Raw genomic sequence first — 20653 nt, 5'->3', positions numbered from 1 at the left:
TATTATAACGTGTAGTTAATCCGCAAAATAATCTTCAGGCACATAACGAATCTCCGACTTCGCATAGATGCTTAACGTGTGACTCTCCCTGTCATACACTACCCGTTCACCGTCTACGTAGTACCAGTGTTTCAAAAGGGGCTGATCCTTGCGTTGGACGAAGCGAAATACGTTTAACTCGTGTCTAAGCTCCATAATCTGTTCCACAATCTGCTTGTCCAGGCCCGTCACGGTAAATATGAAACCTGTACCCTCCTGTTGGAATCGGTAGGACAGGGAATCTGTTTTGCTATTAGCCAATCCTCGCCCGGTCACCGCATGTTTGACCATAAACCATTCCTGTTGCGCCATACGTGTATATCCTCCTTCATCTTGGAGTTCATTTCATCAGCCATCTACGGCAAATCAATAATCATATAGAACGTATCTTCGTTTCCTTGCAGTTCGATTGAATCCCGCTGTTCCACACGAGCCGTGTCGCCTTCGTTCAACAGGTACTCTCCATCCAATCCCAGCTTGCCTTCAATGGAGAAAATGTACATTCGGCGGCCTGCATCCTGATTAAAGGTTAACGTTTCGTCTTTGGCTAATCGGCCAAGGTAGATCGTCATATCCTGATGAATGGTCGCAACTCTTGGTCCCCCATCTGGCGATACAATCGGCACGAGTGCTCCTGCCAATGCCGCTGGATCAAATGATGTCGTCTCATAGGAGGGCTCCAACCCTTTTGTCTGTGGCATGAACCAGAGCTGAAGCAAACGTACTTCTTCGGTATCGGATGCATTATGTTCGGTATGAATCATGCCACTGCCTGCTGACATCCGCTGGATACCGCCAAAGCCTGTAACGGCTACATTGCCCAGATTATCTTCATGTCGCAACTTGCCGTTTAGTACGATCGATACAATCTCCATATCACTATGCGGGTGAGCTCCAAAACCGCGACCAGGCGCAATCACATCGTCGTTCGCTACCCGCATCGGTCCAAACGCCGTATTCTCCGGGTCTTGGTATTCTCCGAAAGAAAAGCTGTGACTACCACGGAGCCAGCCTCGATCGAAGCTGGAGCGGGCATCGGATGGAATGACGTTAATCATAAAATGCATCCTCCTTATTTTTTCTTAGTAGCATACTTATTCTCATTGTAACAAACCAAAGGCATGCCGTCCAAACGAAAAAAGTTCTCTACTGATCAGCCCGGTTCGCAAATACAATTCCCGAACCGGCCTGGCCAATAAAGAACCTCGTTACAGGACTCATCCTGCACTTCATTATTTTTTAGAATCGTTAGTCATTTCAAGCACTCACATTCTGGCGAGCGTTCCCCTGTCTGGAGAACAGATAATCCACGGCCAGGAAGCGGCTTCCTGTGAAGAGCAGTGTCAGGGAACCCGCCAGCAGCAGGTAATCTAACTCGGTACCACTCAGGAACGGCTCACCCATTTTGGCTGTAAACAGAACGCCAACCATCACGATGGCAAACAGGGCAGCAAACACACGTGTTCCCAGACCCAGAATCATCGCTGCACCACCCACCAACTCAATAATGGCTACAACGGATGCAAGAAATCCGGGAATACCGATACTTTCGAAAAAACCTACTGTACCGCTGATTCCACCTTCGAATTTACTCCAGCCGTGCAATACAAAGATCAATCCGATCATAATCCTTGAGAAAAATAATCCAATCTCTACACTTTTATTATTCATGTTCATCATCCTTCCTAGTGTTATACTCGAACTCACATTTAGCTAAGTTGATTCATCCAATGGACCAAACAAACAAGATAGACAGCAACAGGAAAACAGTAGCCGACATCAGAACGGCGTAGCGTGGTAACCTCAGCGTCACGTCCTGTTCTGGGTCCAGCAGACGTGAAATTCGGACATTCACCGAAGTATCCGCAAATGAGGATTGAACGGTCAGTTCTTTGGCTCCCCAAGGTTCAGGACAAGCACGGAGCAGCTTGAGCAAAGCACTGCCAATGCCTGCCACATTACCTGTACGCTCAATGGCCTCATTGTCTGCCAGAATTTCTCTAACGATATTGTAATGTTTCGAAGTATGCTTCAATACGGGAATATACGGCATCATGATTGCAAATACCGATAACAGTGTCGTCTTCAGTGGGTCACGGTGCCACAGATGATGGACTTCGTGATACACAACTGCCGTCTCCTCTTCTGTATCCAGCATCGTCAGAAGCCCCGTGGAGAGTACGATGCAAGGTCTCCATAAACCAATTGTAAATGCAACCGGAGATGACTTGTCCACCACAATGAATCCCGGCTGTCCGAGATGGTGATACTTGGACTCCAATTTGCGGGACAATGCACGCACTTCCATGGAGCGAAGTTTACGTACGGCTGCTCTCGTTTTCATCATACGCACCGTTAGCAACCAGCCTGTTCCCGCAAATGTCAGCAATACCAGTACCAGCAGGAAATGTCCCACAGATAACCATCCCAATCGACTCATCCAATGATTGCAGAGCCAGAGCAGATTAAACGGGATATCCCAGCCAAAAATTTTGTACATCGCGTACATGAACATCTGCATGAACACGAGTAACGGAATGCCAAACCCGACGGTAAACAAAAGTTTCGAGCGGGTCTTCCACATATTAATCGCTATCCTTTTTCCATTGTTTGATCTTCTGTTCCAGGCGTTCAATTAGACCCGCATCTGCTTCGTCCAGCGCATCCAGCATATGATTCAATGCCAGAGCTCCGAATTCATCCACCAACTCATGTGACAGTTCCTTGGATTGGTCGTTCATAAACTCCTCCTTACTCTGTACCGGTTGGTACAAAGATGTTCTGCCCTTCTGAGACTTTCCGAGAAGTCCCTTGTCCACGAGCCGGTTCATCACGGTCATGACTGTATTAAAATTGACGTCTTTGTCTTGTTCAAGTGCAGTCTGCACTTCACGGATACTGCTGCCAGGACGAGCCCATAAAATGTCCATGATCTTGGCCTCCAGCGGACCGAAAAATCGGTTGAGCCCACGCTCACCCACTTTGAAATTGTGTATTCTCATGTTCTGACACCCCTCACACTACCCATTGTAGTGCCATCAAATGAGAAGTCAACCTCTATGTCAGCTATTTTATGTAAATGATTTGTAAATTTGTTTTCCATTTCAGCAAAAAAAGCGAAAGACCGGGAAATTCCGCACGTTCACGGTTTGCCCGGTCTTCACCGAATATCAGTCATTATGATGTTGTGAGTACAGGGTCAAACTGTACTTTATTTTCCATCCTGTGACGGCATATGTGCAGAAATATCCACGCCGAGTCCATGAGCCAAACGTCCGCCAAGCTGTCCATCCGCCCGGAAGAAATGGCACAGGGCACGCATTTGAATATCGACAGATACTCCCTTAAGGTCATTGATCAGATTATCCAGCAAATGCTGCTGCTCTACAGGGGTAAATGAACGGAAAAGCTCCCCTGACTGCGTGTAATCATCCGTTTTCTCGATTTTCTCGCGTGTAACATGCCCTTGCAATGGGGCCTCACTGTCCCGGTATGCCGGATCTTCCTGCGGGCTGGTTCCTGAACTGTTGGGTTCATAATTCACCGGAGATGGATCTTGATTCACATTCATAAGTCCATCACGCTGATGATTACGAACAGGTGCATACGGGCAATTCACCGGAATTTGCAAATAGTTCGGTCCAAGCCGGTGACGCTGTGTGTCCGGATAAGAGAATAAGCGTCCTTGCAGCAATTTGTCTTCGGAAGGCTCAATCCCAGGTACAAGCGCACTAGGAGAAAAGGCAGCCTGCTCCACTTCAGCAAAGAAGTTTTGCGGATTCCGATTCAGGGTCATGGTGCCCACCGTATGGAAAGGCAATACATCTTCAGGCCAGGTTTTGGTTGGGTCGAGCGGATCAAAAGAAAAATCATCCATCTGCTCAGGCTTCAACAGCTGTACCTGAAGCTTCCACTGTGGGTACTGCCCGTTCTTGATATGTTCATGCAGGTCCCGGGTAGCATGATTAAAGTCTTGCCCCTGTACTTCGGCAGCTTCCTGACGAGAGAAGCCTCGTACGCCCTGTGCAGACTCCCATTTGTATTTCACATAATGGACCTGCCCTTGTGCATTAATCCATTTGAAAGCATGTACGCCGAAACCATCCATCTCCCGATAACTTGCCGGTGTGCCCAAATCTGAGAACAACCAGGTCATCATATGTGTTGATTCCGGTGAGAGGGTCATAAAGTCCCAATAACGGGCTGGTTCCTGAATGTTTGTATCCGGAGCCGGCTTCAAGGAATGCACCATGTCGGGGAACTTCATCGCATCACGAATGAAGAACACAGGCAGATGGTTGCCGACGAGATCATAGTTACCTTCCCGAGTGTAGAATTTGACAGCAAATCCACGTGGATCTCGTGCAGTCTCTGGTGATCCCGTACCATGAATAACGGTTGAGAAACGAACCAGTACATCCGTCTCCGTACCCGGATCTTGCAGGAAGTCCGCTGTTGTATACTCCTTCATGCTCTGCTCCAGCGTGAATACGCCATGAGCACCTGCACCTCTTGCATGTACGACTCTTTCTGGAATACGTTCACGGTCAAAGTGGGCAATTTTTTCAATGAGATGATAGTCTTCAAGCAGTGTCGGCCCTCTTCTGCCTGCTGTGCGGGAATTCTGGTTGTCACCTACAGGTGCGCCCTGATTGGTTGTCATACGTTCTGTCATCATGTCGTCCTCCTCTAATGGGTCTCACGGCTGCTATATATCTACTATTAAAATCATATTCGGCTTCGAATTAAATATACATTTAGACTTGATCTAACTGTTAAATTGATTCTAACATGTCCTGCTCTGCTCTTGCATGAGGTTCACATGAGTTTAAGATGAGGTTCTTCAACACTTCATGAATGAAGCATGAACATGTTTTTAAGGGAATGATCCATATCTGCCTATCTATTAAGTAGTACCCGAAAAAGCATGAAGTGAAAGATAAAATTTAGGCAAAAAAAAGCGGACTAATCCGCCAGGCGGTAGCCCACTCCTCTTACTGTTACGATATATTGCGGCGAAGACGCGTTATCGCCCAATTTTTTGCGCAAGCTTTTGATATGAACATCGACCACATTACTCCCACCGGTAAAGTCCGTCTCCCAGATATCACTGAGCATTTCCTCACGGGAAATGACTGCACCTTTGGCATCAATCAGCTTGAGTAACAGATCATATTCAGTCTTGGTTAGATGAATCCGATTATTATCGCGCTGCACACTCATCCGTTCCCGATCAAGCCACAGATCCTTAAATCCGATACGCTGCCCTTCCTCAGGCAAAAACCCACGTTTGGGCAGAGCAGGGCTGTTGCCAATCATACGCTGCACCCGATATAGAGCTTCCTGCGGGCGTGCAGGCCACACCAGCAATTCCTCCTGAAGCATCGGTCCACTCGCGCTGCCAATCATCTTCTCACCGACCAGATACAGACAAGGGGTTGTATGCTCAGCCTCACGATTCAATCGGCTGCTAATGCCAGCAAATGCATCGATCGTTCCGGCAACAGACAGGTCATAGATCAACAGATCAAAGACAAGACGCTCATGCAGATCCGGTTCCCAGCGATGGAAAACCAGTACATCAAAGCAGCTATCCGTTAAGGCTTTTACCAGTTCATGAACCTGCCCCGGCATCGGGCTGATCAGAATAACACGCCTTGTAACAGGACAATTGTCCACAAGCGGTGTTGAGTCGGACAAGGCGGGTTTAACCCTAAGGGGTAAACGGCGGCCAGGCAGTTTTATTTTTACTTGATCCGTTTGTTTCTGCATTCCCCGCAGACACCTCCAAAGACCACATGAGCATGATCGATTGCATATCCGGTTTCTTCAGCTACCTGTTTCATCCATTGTGGAGGAACCTCCGTCGTCACCTCGTCCACTTTGCCGCACACTTCACACATAATGTGCTGATGATCATCCATACGGGCATCGTACCTGCTTGCTGTCTCTCCGAGTTTAAGTTCCCGTATCAATTCTTTGTCCGTCAGATAACGAAGCGAATTATACACCGTACCATAGGCCAGATTATATCCTTGTTCCACGAGTCGATTCATGACATCAGCAGCTGTCGGGTGATCCTCCGAATGGCGCACCACATCGTATACCGCTTGCCGTTGTATCGTCAGATTTAAAGTTCTCACAACCATTTCTCCTTTATTATTGATCCATTTTATATGAAATCAGACACTGATCTTCTATTTATGATGGTCTTCCCAAAAAGAAGGAATACATTTTGATTTAGATTAAGTATAAATCTTATTGTATATTGAAGTCAATATCGCTCTAACATCCTGTATATGCAAATAAAACACCTTTCCCAGCAATCCCCTCATAAATTTGGGATAATATGGTTCGCTACAGCACCACTTTTCAGATAAAATATAGGGATGTGCGTATAAAGGGGGAATGTCGGTTGTTTAGCACTTTTTTCATTAATATCTGTGTCATGATTACATTTATGTATGTGTCCGGGATCATCGCGAAGTTCTATAGTATCCGATTGCCTTTTCCCTCGTTACGTGTTCAGTTGATCGGCGGCTTATTATTCGGTATATATGGCACAGTACTCATGAACTATTCTTTTCCTTTGAACGAGACTACGATTGTAGATCTACGGCATCTGGCCATCGTTACCGCAGCGGTATATCTGGGAGGATTGGCTTCGGTCGTTACGGGACTAATGATCTCGATCCTTCGTATTCTGATGTTCGGCTTATCTTCCTCTGCCATAGATGCAGGATTTGTCATGACACTGATCGGACTGTCCGGTGTATACTTCGCCTATGCTCCCTGGTCCAGACTGACCAAAATAATTACAATGAATCTGCTTGGCATAACATTAATCTTTATCATCCTTATGTTGAACACGGACAGCATGAATTCATTAATGAAGGTATATCCGTTACAAATGACCATTTCCTTTGTCGGTGGATTATTTATCTATTTCATCGCAGAATTCATTAATAAATCCAATGAAATGTTATTTCTATTGGAGAGAAGAGCATCTACCGATCATCTTACCAACCTGAGCAATCGACGACAGTTCGAAAAATCACTTCAACTGGAACTTCAGCGTGCGAGGGATTACCAACAGAAGCTTTCCTTGCTTGCCATTGATATTGACCGATTCAAAAAGGTAAACGACACCTATGGTCATTCCGCCGGCGATGCGGTCCTGAAGCAACTTGGACAACTGCTCGTTGAGCATGCACGTTCTGCTGATATTGTGTCACGAAACGGTGGGGAAGAATTCGCCATTCTCTTGCTCGACTGTGGACACCGTCAGGCCGTAGCGACCGCCGAATCTATACGGCAGGCTGTAGAGAAATACCATTTTGCTCTGCCCGACGGGCACACGACACGTCTAACCATTTCCATCGGTGTAGCCGTGTATCCCGATCATTGTGATGATCATGACGATGACGATTTCTTCGAACAGGCCGACCGTGCTTTATATGAAGCGAAGAATACAGGGCGTAACCGTGTGTGTGCCTTATCTTTTCGTTCCTTGCCTCTTACACTTTAAAGTAAGATCTAACCTTTCAATAAACTAACCTTTCAACCTTCTCAAAAAAGGGATGTCTCGCTCGCCTATTCAGGCGCACAGGACATCCCTCTTTTTATGGATCATTACATATCATCTCAGCTTGTGTGCTGACAGGAAATCAAGCAAGAATGCTCTCAATCTCTTCGATAATGGCAGCATCCAGCTTCACGCCAGATGCAGCCGCGTTCTCTTTTACCTGCTCGGGACGACTCGCCCCTACAAGTGCACTGGATACATTCTTTTGGCGCAGAATCCAGGCAAGGGCCAATTGGCCAACCTTCAGATCCAGCTTGTCCGCCACTTCAATCAGTTGACGAACTTTCCCGATGCGATCCGCATTGATCTTTCCTTCGTCCCATCCTAGCTTAGCCGCACGGCTATTCTCTGGGATATCGGAAACGGACGTATATTTCCCCGTCAATAGACCTTGAGCAAGCGGGGAGTATACGACTTGTCCGATGCCTTTACGCTCGCCGAGCGGGATAATCTCATTTTCAATATAACGGTCAAACATGTTGTACACCGGCTGATTGACCACGATACGATCGAGGAGCAGACGATCTGCTGTACCTAATGCATCTTCCATCTGAGCCGCAGTCCACTGGCTGACGCCAACATATAAGACTTTGCCTTGGCGTACCAGATCATCAAGAGCGCGGAGTGTTTCTTCAATTGGTGTTTCAGTATGATAACGATGGCAGTAATAGATGTCGACATATTCAACGCCCAGGCGCTTCAAGCTGGCTTCACATTGCTCCTTGATATGTTTGCGAGACAACCCCTGGTCATTCGGACCATCACCCATTTTGCCAAATACTTTGGTTGCAAGTACATAAGAGTCACGGGAATATGCTTTGAGCGTCTGCCCCAGCAGTTCTTCTGCTGCACCCCGTTCGTATACATTGGCAGTATCAAAAAAGTTAATGCCTTCATCAAATGCAGTTTCAATTGATTTCACCGCATTCTCACGTTCCACATACCCTCCGTACGTCAGCCAGCTTCCCAGGCTGATCTCGCTCACTTTCAGTCCGCTTCCACCTAATCTGCGATAATCCATTGATTGCATATCCTCCTCTGTTGGTTATAAAGATGAAGTTCACTTTCTATTGTAACGTAACCAGCTCGGAATAAAAGGGCTTTGGCTCAGAAAATGGAAAATGCAAAGAAGCGCACCTATAACAGGTGCGCCAAATAAAGATTGGTCTTCTGATCATGATTTAAGGCAAAGTAATGCTCAATGCATTCAACAGATCAGCCTGTCTGACCGGCTTGGTCAGAACAGCATCAAAGGCTTCTGCTTCATGCAATTCAATGTGCATGCCATAAGGAACAAGAACAATGACGGGCAGATTCTCCAGTCGCTGTTTCAGTTCATGTACAAAGTCGACTGCGCCGCCTTCCAGTAATCCCATATCCACAACGGCTACATCCGGCATGAATCCTTCCTTGATCCAATCATGCGCTAATGTCAAACCCGAGGTCATGTGTACATCCATCTCCCACCTACGCATCAGGGAAGAGACGCCTTGCAGAATGTCAGGGTCCTTGGCAAGCAACACCTTTTTCCCTTTTAACCGCTGCTGAACACTTGCGAGTTGAGGTAACTCCCAGTATCTGCGTAACGGAAGGGAAATGTTGAATTCCGTATCATTTTCCTGCACACTGCTCACCTGAATACGGCCATGCATGAGAATGGCAAGATTCTGGCTTACAGCTAAACCCAGATTACTTCCAATCAGTTTTTGAATATTCAAATTTTCATCTTGCCTGTTAAAGGTTGGTGTCTTCTTGTCCGATAACATCTGACCCGTGTACTTCACCTTGAGCAGAAGTGTACCGTTCTCTTCCAATTCTTCTCCATTCACTACTGCTGTGATCAGAACGGAACCTTCACGCGTTGAATCGAGAGCATACTGAATGACGTGTGCAAGCAACTGTCCAATCTTGACTTCATCACCAACGAACACTTGAGATACATTCAGTTCAAGATTTAATCCCAGCTCAATGTTCTTGCCTGTCGCAATACCGGCATAGAGATACACCGTATTCTCAATGGTACCTACCAGATCAAACGGATCATCATGTATAACCGTTTTACCTGCTTCATTAATATTGAAATTCATCATATTATTCAGCAAGGAAAGCAGAATATTGCCGCTTGTCTCAATCATGTTCACATATTCGGACTGCTCCTCGGGCATATCCGGTGTGCGCATCAGATCTGTCAGTCCCAAAATACCGTTCAAGGGATTGCGAATCTCGTGACTCATCAACTTCAACATCTGTGTTTTGGTCATCGCCTCAGATTCGGCTCGTTCTTTCTCTACCTGGAGCTGTTCTTGCATTTGTTCCGAATCACTCAATTTCCGCTCCTGAACATGCAGCGTACTTTCCAGATCGACAACATAACCCAGGAATACAGCCATCGCCTTCAGTGTCTTCATATCGGTTTCGCTGATCACATACCCAGGATCATCCATCAGACAGATGGTGCCAAATGTTTCGCCCGATCTTCTCATAATAGGCACGCCCACGAAGAAACGATTGCCAAGTCCGCTCGTAACACCCATGGATCGTGTCATCGGATGTTCACATGTATCCGGGATCGTAAGAACACTCCCGTTGTCTCTTAATACCAGGCTGCAATATGAATCCGTAAATGGAAGTGCACTGCCTTTAACAACTAACTCTTCCGTACGATTAAAAGCCTCCAAAATGACATTGGTCGCCCCGTCATTGGTGGCAACGAAGATGGTATTAACCTTCAATATACCGCTTAATACGTCTACGATATGGGCCGCAGCTTCCTTAATATCTTCATAGAAGCCTCTCGTAATGCCTTCTGCCGTTCCCATGATCCACCCCTTTTGTCTTAGCTGCACTTTCAAATCTGTATATCAGAATGTTTAATCACGTACAGGGGTTCATCAAGAATCCGAATAACTGTCACAATCTATACTTATATGATTAACACCGTAGAAGTAAAAGAGAATCATACTCCCTGCCGATAGCCTGTTTTTGGACAAAAGCAGGTCTTGAGTTGATGGTTTAACAACCAAAAATGGTTTGCAAATCGCCTTTTCAGATGGATGAAAGTCCATCTTGTCTCACTTCGAATATTATCCTTGCAGGATAACTAGAAATTATACGCTTCTACTCAGACTTTGGGAACCTTTATCCACAGCAATTAAAGGAAAGTCCACGTTGCCCACTACGTTGCGTGACCATTATCACACCCAAAAAACCACATATAGTTTATAAATGGATAATATGAATCTACATATAGTATTTAACGTGAATTGATTGATACCCAAAATCATTTTAGGAGGAACCTTACATGAACATGCTTGAGTATGCCACTCCACCGGCATCCGATCTATTATCCGACCTGGGAAGACGAATTATTGGCGCAGAAGACGCCGATACGCTGAGGGAAAATGCGAATCTGAACGGAGACTCCTTCAGCGGCAAGATGAGCAGGCTCGGTTCGGAGACAGCCAAGTGGCATGCTCTGCGTCATGTGTTGCCGGAAGAGCTTGCCCAAGCTGTGGAGAACGGGGATCTGTATGTACACGATCTGGATCAGTATGCGCTTGGAACAACCAACTGCATCTTTATCCCGTTTGACCGTCTTCTTGCTGCGGGTTTCAATACAGGCAACGGATCGGTTCGCACACCTCAGACGATCATGTCTGCAATGGCCTTGGTTGCGATCATCTTCCAATCCCAGCAGAACAGTCAATATGGCGGTGTATCGGCCAATAAGATTGACTGGGATTTGGCCCCTTATGTACAACGATCGTTCCGCAAACATTACCGCAAAGGGCAACGCCTCTTTGGTGAGCATGCCCTGCTTAAGGATGAACAGCTTTATCTGGACAATATCGAAGCAAAGAATCAGTGCCCACGTGCATATGCCTTCGCCTATGAAGAGACTGAACTGGAGACAGGACAAGCTGCCGAATCACTGATTCATAACTTGAACACAATGAGCAGCCGGGCAGGTGGTCAGATTCCATTCACTTCACTGAACTATGGATTATGTACTTCAGCGGAAGGAAGGTTGGTATCGCGTTCGTTGCTGGAAGCAACCATCCGTGGCCTGGGCAACGGGGAGACTCCCGTGTTCCCTCAACATATTTTCCAATGTAAACAAGGGATCAATCAGGCTCATGGAGAGCCGAACTATGATTTGTTCCGCCTCGCAGTCACCTGTTCATCCCGGCGGATGTATCCTAACTTTGTCAATGTGGATGCTTCGTTCAATCTGCCTTTCTATCATCCGGAAGATCCGGATACGATCATCGCAACTATGGGATGCCGCACACGTACACTGGCAGACCGGTTTGGTCGCAATCGTCAAAGTGGTAAAGGTAACCTGTCCTTCAACACCATTAACCTCGTTAAGCTCGGCATCCGGTTTGGCATCTGCCAAGGTGCCAGAGCTGTTGCTGACCGGGCCGGATTCTATACTGCTTTGGAGTCGGTTATGCATAATGCCGCTTCCGGCCTACTGCACCGCTACCGAATTCAGACAGCACAGCCTGCCAAGGCATCGGACTTCATGATGCGGGAGGGTGTATGGGAAGGTGGAGAACAGCTTGACCCGAACGAGCCGGTTGCCGATCTATTAAAGCATGGAACGTTATCTCTTGGTTTTATCGGTCTCGCAGAATGTATGACAGCTCTCTATGGGCGTCATCATGGGCAGGATCCTCATGTACACCGCGAAGCGCTCAACATTATTCGTACCATGAGAGAGTTCTGTGATCGGATGAGCGAGCAGCATAACTTGAATATCACACTGTTTGCCACACCTGCTGAAGGGTTGTCCGGCAAATTCACGAAGATCGATAGAGAACGATACGGCCTCATTGCCGGAGTTAATGATCGTGAGTATTATACGAACTCATTCCATATCCCGGTATACCACACTCTTCCAGCTTATCGGAAGATTGAACTGGAGGCCCCATTCCACACTTTATGTAACGCAGGAGCAATCTCCTATGTGGAGCTTGACGGGAACGTTCGAGCCAACACCGCAGCTTTCCTGCGAATTGTACAGTATGCACTGGCGCAGGATATCGGTTATTTCTCCATTAATCATCCGATTGATCGCTGCCCTGCATGTGGTTATGAAGGCGTCATCGGGGATGTATGCCCAGGCTGTGAAGCCCACGAGAACCATGTGCACTTCCAGCGGTTACGCCGCGTAACTGGCTATCTAACCGGAGATTACAAAGTACGCTTCAATGCTGCGAAGCAAGCCGAAGTGCGTGATCGGGTGAAGCACCGGTGAATCTATATGGTTACATCCCGGAATCGGTGAATGAAGGGACAGGCCTGCGTGCTGTGTTGTTCATCAGCGGATGTCGTCACGCCTGTCCAGGCTGCTTCAGTCCGGATTCGTGGAGCTTTCGAGCGGGTGAGCCCTTTACAGAGGAGCGGCAGCAGCAGATTCTGCATGAAGTGACGACCCATCCATTGCTGGATGGCGTTACGTTGTGTGGTGGTGATCCCTTTTTCTCGGCAGCAGAATGTACGTCTTGGGTCCAGCAGCTCCGAGCTGCACGTCCTGATCTGACGGTATGGGCCTACACGGGATTTGAATATGAAGAACTGATTACCGACCCTGCGAGAGCGGAGCTTGCCCAGTTGTGTGATGTGATTATTGACGGTCGATACGTTGAATCGGAGCGTGATGTCTCGCTGCCCTTCCGTGGCAGTCGGAATCAACGTTTGATTGATGTGGCTGGCACGATGGCAAGACACACCGTTATGACGCACAAACTCATATGAGGCAGTATATTATCCAAACCATGGCCAAGCGAGTACAACCGCTGTAATGAACAGCAATTGAAGCATCAGACGTGGGAAAACTGGCCACACAGCTTTGCCACCTATTGTTAACTTCTCACGGGCCGCATGGACATTAGCCGGGAACATGACAATCAGCATGAGCAGCAACCCTGCTGCGGCAATCCATGCAACACCAGGTATAAGTAAGCCAACTGCGCCTGCGATCTCCAGGATTCCAGTCCACGTGACGATTTTCTCCTTGTGAACTAATCCACGAGGAACCATCTGAACCAAATCAGCTCTGCGTTTGCCCCAGTGTGCGGATGCGGTCAACAAAAACATGACGACAACCGCACCTTGCAGCGCAGGATGCCAATGATTAAACATCGGAACTCCAAGCCAGCCGATCCCGCGAAGTATCATAAAAGTTGTGCATAATGCAATAAGTGGTGCCATTTCTTATCCTCCTTCATCATCTTTACTATAAAAAGATCCGTATCAGTCTTGTTGCTTAAGCATGGTAGACATGAAGTTAGCTATATCTGCAGAGTTCAAGTGTGACCTTCCGCTTGTATGCATTGAGGTGCGTACCCGCAGTCCCATGGAGAGCAGTACAAAAAGTTCTCCCATCTGCTCTGCATTAATCGAGCTATCTATCACACCATGTTTGATTCCCAACTCAATCCACTGCATCGAATAGTTGACCGACCTATCGTGAAATTGCTGTAGTGCTTCGGACACCTGAGGTTCGTCCTCTTTGCCCAGCAAATAAAGCAAGACCTTATTGGTCATTGATCCCTGCTCCTCCAGACCGACTAAATTCGCAGCGATAATCTGCAGCGGACCTTCAAACGTCTTGATATCTGCTTCCGCAATGGTAGACAGAACGGCAGAGTGCACCGTCTCCAGATGCTCCATCAGAACCCAGATAAATATTTCGTCCTTGCTTCTAACGTAATGAAAAATCGCCCCTTTGGACAATCCCGAGCGTTCCATAATCTCTTTTAAAGTAATCGCATGGCAGGCTTTCTCTTGTAACAGTTCCTTGGTAGCTCCCAATAACTGAGCCGTTGTATGTTTCCGTCTGTCTTCATTCTTCAAGTACGTTTCCTCCCTTGTTTACTCCTCTACTCTTTATAAGAATTATACAAACCGACTATCGGTTTGTAAATAAGAATAGTAATTAAACAATCTTTAACTAGTTCTCGGACCATTTCCCGCATAATTGAAGCATTCGTAGAGACCTGCCTTAAAGAAATAGGTTTTATCCATTCTCTCTACTTTCTTCTCTATTGCATGACGATATATTATATAGGTAGTTAGTAATTTAGCATTTAAAATTTAACCGTTTACATAAGGTAGCCAGGGAGGAATCATCTTTTATATGGATATTGTTCAAGCATTAATTACATGTATGCCTTTCTTTCGAGATACGATTCGTCAGGATGTAACCCTCTCCGTTATAGATCATGAGAAATTCCTATATTTCTCAGCAGGGGAATCGTTAAAACAACTGAATTATCAACCCGGCGACCCTCTATTGGATGGAAATCGAAATTTTGCTGATCTCAACGGCGGTACAGTCAAACGATTTGATCACTACCCTAAAGATTTATTCGGTGTTCCTTTTGACGTGGCTTTTATCCCCATTAAAAATGAGAAAGGTGAAGTCATCGCCCTGTTTAACCTGCTCTACAGTATGGATGACCAGGACCAGCTGCAACAGCTCATGGATGCTACCGAAAATCTGACCAACCAGTTAATTGACAGTGTACAGCATGTAGCCGCACACTCCGAGGAGCTCAGTGCCACAACCGAAGAGATCAGGAACAACTCCAAACAAGCCGTACAGAAATCAGGCAATGTAACTCAGGTTGCCAGTTTCATTCGTGAAATCTCCGAACAAACCAATCTGCTCGGCTTGAATGCAGCCATTGAAGCGGCTCGTGTAGGTGAAGCAGGTGCAGGTTTCGGTGTAGTGGCCAAAGAAATTCGCAAACTGTCTGTCGATACCAAGGAAGCAACGGCCCGTATTGAAGATTCTCTTCTCTCCGTCCGCCAATCCATTCAAGGCATGGAAAATGAACTTGGTGAGATCACTGCAAGCTCCCAAGAGCAGGCTGAACTCGTAAATAATTTCATGAGCACAATTGAGCAACTAAATGAAACCAACAAACAATTGAAGCAATTTGTGCAAAAAATGATTACGTTTGACGGAAAATAGAAATACGTTTAATGAAACAAACGCGGTTCATATCATAGAAATTTGCATAATTCGATTCCTACCGCTCAGGGGATTTATGCAAAATGGTCATTAAACAATAAACAAAAGCCTCCGAATAAGTTCGGAGGCTTTTTCATGAGTTATTTGACTTAACGAATCTCGAAGTGACTGATGCGCACACCTGCAGACAACACAATGTATACATCCTGCGCACCTGATGCACCTGTGAGTTCAGCCTTCACGGTAGACCACTGCTGGGCTTCACCTTGCGCCAGTTCCACACGTCCTGCGAGCGTACCGTCTGGTGAACCGAGTCGAACTTCTAACACAGCACCTGCTTGTTCTGCGGAGACACGCGCTTCAATTGCTGCTGCCCCACTACCCAGATCGGCATCCTTGAAAGCAATCCATCCTTGCTCACCAACTACACGGACAGCACTTCCGCCCTCTTTGCTCTCATCCAGATCAACACCCAGGTAAGCATCATAATTCTCGGCACGAGTAGCCACACCCAGATTACGGGCAGGGATCGTCTCTCCTTCTACCGTCAGGTCTGCAACCAGTTGGACATCAGAGGATGACTTGGCAACCATGATGGAGTAAGTTCCACTTTCCACGACATACCGATCACGAGTTACATCCCAGATTGCCAGTTCCTGAACAGGCAAGGTGAAGCTGACTTTCGCTGTACCTCCCGCTTCGATATGAAGACGACGGAATCCTTTTAACGTTTTGAGTGGACGTTTCACCCGGGATTTGCCTGCACGAACGTACAACTGTACAACTTCGTCACTGGCGATTGAACCCGTATTGCTCACATCTACAGTTACCGTAACGTTGCCCTCTGTACCCACTTGAGCTGGGCTAAGTTCCAAATTGCTGTATTTAAACGTTGCATACGTCAGACCATGTCCAAACGGATACAATACATTACCTTCAAAATATTGATATGTCCGACCGGATTGAATGATATCGTAATCCTTGATGTCGGTCAGTTGATCTGCTGATTGTACCCATGTCATGTTCAAACGGCCTGCTGGCGCATAGTCGCCATAGAGTACGTCTGCTACTGCGTTACCCAGTTCCTGTCCTGCGTGTGAAGTGTACAATACCGCCGGGATGTTCTCCTGAACCCAATTCGATGTGAATGGATAACTACCCACGATGACCACAACCGTATTCGGGTTCGCGGCATAGACCGCCTCAACCAAACGTTGCTGAGATTCGGCCAGATCCAGACTTGGACGATCAATTTCTTCTTTACCATTTACAAGCGGATTGTTACCAACAAAGACAATCGCCGTTTCCGCAGCCTTGGCAGCTGCTACCGCTTCCTCAAGTCCATTCACAATCACATCCTGCTTGAATGTCTCTGTAGCACCGAAAGACTTCAGTTCTTCAGACACCGCAAATGCATCGTTTCCGCCATTAGGTGTAGTCACCGTTTTGCCATTCCATGTGGTCAGACCTACACTACCATCCTCTTGTGGCAACAGGTGGAATACTTCCTTCACGAACCAGCCGTACACTTCATCTGCGGAAGCCGTTACGGTCTCTTCATCTGTGGTCAGATATTTGCCGTTGCTTTCCGCCTGCAAGGTATAACTTCCGAAGCCCCAGTCGGACACCATGAACGTCTCCGCTTCTCCCGAAGCAATGACAGGTGATTTTTCACCATCTGCCAGTCCAATCTTCTTCCCATTGGCTACAGAAGTTAACGTAATACGGTCATTACCATCCTTGAACGATACTTTATCACTGCCTACTTTGCCACGGATCGCTTCAAGTGGGGATACGTTATACGGCATGGTGCCTGCATACCAGTCACGATAGACGGTTCCGCCCAATTGACCAATCACAGCCACTTTACCAGCTTTTGTTTTGTCCAGCGGCAGTGTGCCTTTGTCGTTTTTGAGCAATACGACTTGTTCTCTTGCGGCTCTGAGCGACAGTTCTTTTGCTTTCTCTGTCATCATGGACTCTTCACCAATAGCAGCGTACGGGTTGCCTTCTTCCGGATCAAACTCGCCCAGACGGAAACGCACACGGAACGTATTGAACAACGCCTTATCGATGTCATCCATCGTGAGTGTACCTTGTTCCAATCCTTCACGTAGTGCCTGTTTGGACAGTTCGGCATCATCGGTGATGCTATCAATTCCTGCCTTCACAGATTCTACCGTACCCGGTGTGTGGGAATCATAGTATTTATGATCGTTCTTGATGCCCATTACATCGCCTGCGTCGCTGACAATGAAACCATCCATGCCCCATTCGCCTTTGACAATCTCGTTCACAAAAGGATGCAACAACGCTGGCGTACCATTAATGGAGTTGTACGCCGTCATCATGGCCTGTGCGCCGCCTTCCTTAAATGGCTTCTCGAACGCTTTCAGATAATATTCACGCATGTTGCGCGGATCAATGCTGGACGAACCACTTCCACGATCCACTTCGTTATTATTCGCAAGAAAATGCTTCAAAGTAGCAACCGCTTTGTAATACTTCGGATGGTCACCCTGAATTCCTTTGACCAATGCTGTTGTCAGCTCGGCTGTCAGTTCTGGATCTTCACCATACGCCTCTTCATTCCGTCCCCAGCGCGGGTCACGTTCCATATCCACTGTAGGTGCCCACAGCGTAAGACCGTTCACTGCCGGATTTCGTTTATAAAATACACGCGCCTCGTCTCCTAGCACGGAGCCAATCTCCTTCATCAGATCTGCATCCCATGTGCATGCTAGCCCCACCGGTTGTGGGAAAGATGTTGCTTCTCCAAGCCAGGCCAGGCCGTGTGCCGCTTCTGTTCCATGTTTGTATGCAGGCACACCCAAGCGTTCTACTGCAGGCTGATATTGCAGCATGGATTCAATTTTTTCATCTTCCGTCAAGCGGGATACAAGGTCCTTCACCCGGGTGTCTAACTCTAGTGCTGTATCTTGAAACGGATATTTCGTTTGGTTGGTCGTCATATGGAATCTCCTTTGGTTATCGGTAGTTAATTAAAATGATAGCGAATACATATCTTATGAAAAAACGGGGATTAATTCGGATAAAATCTTACTTCCGATGGATAGATTATTCCTTTTATAATCAACGTTTACAGGTGTAAAACTTGATCTCATTTTCAAAACCTAAAACGGTTTCGGTAATCCTATCATATAGCATGTTTAACAAAAAAAACAGAGGTTCTGCGCAGGAAATTGTGAACATCCCCTCGGCAAAATCTGAACAACACCGTTTTTTCCTGGCATAGTCTGGCAATCATGAATAAGAGTACAACGATGTGCGCTGAACGACAACCGCATCAACCGAATGAAGATGATTGAGGAGGAAGACAAATGAGCGACAATCAGCAGCCCAAAACGGGTCTGCCCCCGGTCCCCGAATCACTGTGGCGTGCTACGCATGAATTCGACGCCTATCCTAAACTGACTGAAGATATCACCGCGGATGTAGCAATTATTGGTGCCGGTATTGCAGGCATTACTACCGCTTATCTGCTGGCACAGACGGGTATGCGTGTGGTCGTGTTGGAGGCTGGAAAAGTATTGGATGGCACGACCGGTCATACCACCGCCAAGGTATCTGCACAACACGGCGTCATATTTGATGAAATTATGCATCACTTCGGACAAGAGCAGGCTCGGATGTACTATGAAGGTAATGCCGATGCCGCCAAGTGGATGCGCAATCTGGTGAAGGAAAAACAGATTGATTGCCAGTGGGCAGAGGAAGATGCCTACGTCTACATTCAATCCGAGGAAAACATCAAAAAACTGGAGATCGAGCTGACCGCCTACGGCACACTCAATATCCCTGGTGAGTGGGTAGATCCACTCCCTATTCCAGTTCCCTCAAGGGCAGGTATTCGCATGCCGGGTCAGGCACGCTTTGATCCACTGGCCTACCTGCACTACTTGCTCGATTCCGCTGTGAAACAAGGGGTACGTATCTATGAGCACACCACCGTAACCGATGTAGAGGAAGATGCTTCACTACATGTCAGAACTTATGGAGATGGTCCATCCGTAACAGCGGAACATATTGTCGTGGCTTCTCATTTTCCCGTCTATGATCCCGGATTTTATTTCACACGATTACACGCCGAGCGATCGTACGCCGTATTAGTCGAACCGGAAAAACCGTATGCTGGTGGCATGTATATCTCGGACGATACACCGTACCGTTCCTTGCGTACCGTCTTGCATGACGGTAAGGAACTTATCCTCTTCGGCGGCGAAAATCACAAAACCGGACAAGGCATCTGCACCTTCGGTCATTATGAACGCCTGGAGCAATTCGCAGCGGAGACATTTGGTATCCGCAACATTCCTTTTCGCTGGTCAGCTCAGGATCTGATCTCCATTGACAAGGTGCCTTACATTGGACCGATTACCGGAAGACATGAACGTGTCTATGTGGCGACCGGGTTTGCCAAATGGGGAATGACAACGGGCACGATGGCAGGACACATTCTTGCGGATCGTATCAGTGGACGTGACAATCCTCATGCCGCTATATTCGATCCAGCAAGATTCAAGGCCGATCCTGGCATGAAACATTTTATTGTGGAAAATGTGAATGTAGCCAAGGAATTAATCTCCGGTAAAGTAGGCATTGTGCACAAAAACGTTAGTGATATTGGCGAAGACGAAGGAGCTGTCGTTCGTCATAACGGCAAACGTGCTGGCGCCTATAAGGACACCAGTGGCAAGCTGTTTCTGGTGGATACCACCTGCACCCATCTCGGGTGCGAAGTCGAATGGAACGAGGGCGAGCGTTCGTGGGATTGCCCATGCCATGGTTCACGATTCGATTATGCAGGCCATGTCATTGAGGGCCCTGCTGTGGAAGACCTTAAAGTTCTGGATGCACAAGAATAACCCACATCTAGCGATTAACCTGTAAACCAAAGAAACAAAAGTTCATCTCACAGACCGGATCGGAATCCGCCTCCAGACGGAAGTAACCGATCCGGTTTTTGCGTATGCTGAATTATAGCTAAACAGACAGCTTCAGCTAAGCGTCAGTATTAAACG

General features: G+C 47.1%; 18 protein-coding genes. 5 read left to right on the top strand and 13 right to left on the bottom strand.

The window, feature by feature from the left end; translation table 11 throughout:
* Window positions 1-15: 15 nt before the first annotated feature.
* The 8 genes from NSQ38_RS07430 to NSQ38_RS07395 all read right to left on the bottom strand — a co-directional run bounded on the left by NSQ38_RS07430 (window position 16) and on the right by NSQ38_RS07395 (window position 6182).
* A complete protein-coding gene (locus NSQ38_RS07430) occupies window positions 16-351 on the bottom strand; it encodes a hypothetical protein (protein ID WP_339788263.1) in 336 nt (111 codons plus the stop codon).
* A gap of 44 nt (window positions 352-395) precedes the next feature.
* Window positions 396-1097: a pirin family protein gene (locus tag NSQ38_RS07425; RefSeq protein WP_036612794.1), complete on the bottom strand. Its 702-nt coding sequence runs from the start codon at window positions 1095-1097 to the stop codon at window positions 396-398.
* Between the two features lie 199 nt (window positions 1098-1296).
* Window positions 1297-1710, bottom strand: a complete 414-nt coding sequence (locus NSQ38_RS07420; RefSeq protein WP_339788260.1) for a DoxX family protein — start codon at window positions 1708-1710, stop codon at window positions 1297-1299.
* A 52-nt stretch (window positions 1711-1762) separates the two neighbouring features.
* Window positions 1763-2599 carry a M56 family metallopeptidase gene (locus NSQ38_RS07415; RefSeq protein ID WP_339788255.1) on the bottom strand — a complete coding sequence of 279 codons (837 nt, stop codon included), beginning with the start codon at window positions 2597-2599 and terminating at the stop codon, window positions 1763-1765.
* A gap of 25 nt (window positions 2600-2624) precedes the next feature.
* Window positions 2625-3041 (bottom strand): BlaI/MecI/CopY family transcriptional regulator, encoded by a 417-nt coding sequence (locus tag NSQ38_RS07410; RefSeq protein WP_017691824.1) that lies wholly within the window; start codon window positions 3039-3041, stop codon window positions 2625-2627.
* 209 nt (window positions 3042-3250) lie between these two features.
* Window positions 3251-4714, bottom strand: coding sequence for a catalase (locus tag NSQ38_RS07405; RefSeq protein WP_339790433.1), 1464 nt, complete (start codon window positions 4712-4714; stop codon window positions 3251-3253).
* 290 nt (window positions 4715-5004) lie between these two features.
* A complete protein-coding gene (locus NSQ38_RS07400) occupies window positions 5005-5811 on the bottom strand; it encodes a winged-helix domain-containing protein (RefSeq protein ID WP_339788253.1) in 807 nt (268 codons plus the stop codon).
* Window positions 5787-6182, bottom strand: coding sequence for a transcriptional repressor (locus NSQ38_RS07395; protein WP_339788252.1), 396 nt, complete (start codon window positions 6180-6182; stop codon window positions 5787-5789). The genes NSQ38_RS07400 and NSQ38_RS07395 overlap by 25 nt, the downstream gene beginning before the upstream one ends.
* A 272-nt stretch (window positions 6183-6454) precedes the next feature.
* Between NSQ38_RS07395 and NSQ38_RS07390 the strand changes: the two genes are divergently transcribed.
* The gene (locus NSQ38_RS07390; protein WP_339788248.1) at window positions 6455-7567 is read left to right on the top strand and encodes a diguanylate cyclase; all 1113 of its coding nucleotides are present in this window, start codon (window positions 6455-6457) and stop codon (window positions 7565-7567) included.
* A 139-nt stretch (window positions 7568-7706) separates the two neighbouring features.
* Here NSQ38_RS07390 and NSQ38_RS07385 read toward each other — a convergent pair whose 3' ends face one another.
* Both NSQ38_RS07385 and NSQ38_RS07380 read right to left on the bottom strand, forming a co-directional pair.
* Entirely contained in the window at window positions 7707-8645 is a 939-nt protein-coding gene (locus tag NSQ38_RS07385; RefSeq protein WP_339788246.1) for an aldo/keto reductase family protein, read from the bottom strand.
* A 160-nt stretch (window positions 8646-8805) separates the two neighbouring features.
* A complete protein-coding gene (locus NSQ38_RS07380; RefSeq protein ID WP_339788244.1) occupies window positions 8806-10443 on the bottom strand; it encodes a histidine kinase dimerization/phospho-acceptor domain-containing protein in 1638 nt (545 codons plus the stop codon).
* A gap of 482 nt (window positions 10444-10925) precedes the next feature.
* Here NSQ38_RS07380 and NSQ38_RS07375 point away from each other — a divergent pair, with 482 nt between their 5' ends.
* Window positions 10926-12887 (top strand): anaerobic ribonucleoside triphosphate reductase, encoded by a 1962-nt coding sequence (locus tag NSQ38_RS07375; protein WP_339788242.1) that lies wholly within the window; start codon window positions 10926-10928, stop codon window positions 12885-12887.
* A complete protein-coding gene (gene nrdG / locus NSQ38_RS07370; RefSeq protein WP_339788240.1) occupies window positions 12884-13387 on the top strand; it encodes an anaerobic ribonucleoside-triphosphate reductase activating protein in 504 nt (167 codons plus the stop codon). Before NSQ38_RS07375 ends, nrdG begins: the two co-directional genes overlap by 4 nt.
* A gap of 9 nt (window positions 13388-13396) precedes the next feature.
* Here nrdG and NSQ38_RS07365 read toward each other — a convergent pair whose 3' ends face one another.
* Entirely contained in the window at window positions 13397-13843 is a 447-nt protein-coding gene (locus NSQ38_RS07365; RefSeq protein ID WP_339788237.1) for a DoxX family protein, read from the bottom strand.
* 42 nt (window positions 13844-13885) lie between these two features.
* A complete protein-coding gene (locus NSQ38_RS07360) occupies window positions 13886-14488 on the bottom strand; it encodes a TetR/AcrR family transcriptional regulator (RefSeq protein ID WP_339788235.1) in 603 nt (200 codons plus the stop codon).
* Between the two features lie 283 nt (window positions 14489-14771).
* Between NSQ38_RS07360 and NSQ38_RS07355 the strand changes: the two genes are divergently transcribed.
* Entirely contained in the window at window positions 14772-15611 is an 840-nt protein-coding gene (locus NSQ38_RS07355; RefSeq protein ID WP_036612816.1) for a methyl-accepting chemotaxis protein, read from the top strand.
* A 149-nt stretch (window positions 15612-15760) separates the two neighbouring features.
* On the opposite strand, the gene NSQ38_RS07350 is transcribed toward NSQ38_RS07355, so the two are convergent.
* Window positions 15761-18583 carry a glycoside hydrolase family 3 C-terminal domain-containing protein gene (locus NSQ38_RS07350; RefSeq protein WP_339788232.1) on the bottom strand — a complete coding sequence of 941 codons (2823 nt, stop codon included), beginning with the start codon at window positions 18581-18583 and terminating at the stop codon, window positions 15761-15763.
* Between the two features lie 369 nt (window positions 18584-18952).
* Here NSQ38_RS07350 and NSQ38_RS07345 point away from each other — a divergent pair, with 369 nt between their 5' ends.
* The gene (locus NSQ38_RS07345) at window positions 18953-20497 is read left to right on the top strand and encodes an FAD-dependent oxidoreductase (protein ID WP_339788230.1); all 1545 of its coding nucleotides are present in this window, start codon (window positions 18953-18955) and stop codon (window positions 20495-20497) included.
* The last annotated feature ends 156 nt before the right edge of the window (window positions 20498-20653 follow it).

The organism is Paenibacillus sp. FSL R7-0313 (assembly GCF_037969885.1).
In the GTDB taxonomy this organism is placed as follows: domain Bacteria; phylum Bacillota; class Bacilli; order Paenibacillales; family Paenibacillaceae; genus Paenibacillus.
This window is presented reverse-complemented; position numbering and strand designations above follow the sequence as displayed.

What these genes read in the sequence shown, in the direction of transcription:
- NSQ38_RS07425 (WP_036612794.1), bottom strand. Translation starts at nt 1,097, where the DNA reads ATGATTAACGTCATTCCATCCGATGCCCGCTCCAGCTTCGATCGAGGC.
- NSQ38_RS07420 (WP_339788260.1), bottom strand. Translation starts at nt 1,710, where the DNA reads ATGAATAATAAAAGTGTAGAGATTGGATTATTTTTCTCAAGGATTATG.
- NSQ38_RS07430 (WP_339788263.1), bottom strand. Translation starts at nt 351, where the DNA reads ATGGCGCAACAGGAATGGTTTATGGTCAAACATGCGGTGACCGGGCGA.
- NSQ38_RS07410 (WP_017691824.1), bottom strand. Translation starts at nt 3,041, where the DNA reads ATGAGAATACACAATTTCAAAGTGGGTGAGCGTGGGCTCAACCGATTT.
- NSQ38_RS07355 (WP_036612816.1), top strand. Translation starts at nt 14,772, where the DNA reads ATGGATATTGTTCAAGCATTAATTACATGTATGCCTTTCTTTCGAGAT.
- NSQ38_RS07380 (WP_339788244.1), bottom strand. Translation starts at nt 10,443, where the DNA reads ATGGGAACGGCAGAAGGCATTACGAGAGGCTTCTATGAAGATATTAAG.
- NSQ38_RS07400 (WP_339788253.1), bottom strand. Translation starts at nt 5,811, where the DNA reads ATGCAGAAACAAACGGATCAAGTAAAAATAAAACTGCCTGGCCGCCGT.
- NSQ38_RS07385 (WP_339788246.1), bottom strand. Translation starts at nt 8,645, where the DNA reads ATGGATTATCGCAGATTAGGTGGAAGCGGACTGAAAGTGAGCGAGATC.
- NSQ38_RS07405 (WP_339790433.1), bottom strand. Translation starts at nt 4,714, where the DNA reads ATGACAGAACGTATGACAACCAATCAGGGCGCACCTGTAGGTGACAAC.
- NSQ38_RS07375 (WP_339788242.1), top strand. Translation starts at nt 10,926, where the DNA reads ATGAACATGCTTGAGTATGCCACTCCACCGGCATCCGATCTATTATCC.
- NSQ38_RS07365 (WP_339788237.1), bottom strand. Translation starts at nt 13,843, where the DNA reads ATGGCACCACTTATTGCATTATGCACAACTTTTATGATACTTCGCGGG.
- NSQ38_RS07345 (WP_339788230.1), top strand. Translation starts at nt 18,953, where the DNA reads ATGAGCGACAATCAGCAGCCCAAAACGGGTCTGCCCCCGGTCCCCGAA.
- NSQ38_RS07350 (WP_339788232.1), bottom strand. Translation starts at nt 18,583, where the DNA reads ATGACGACCAACCAAACGAAATATCCGTTTCAAGATACAGCACTAGAG.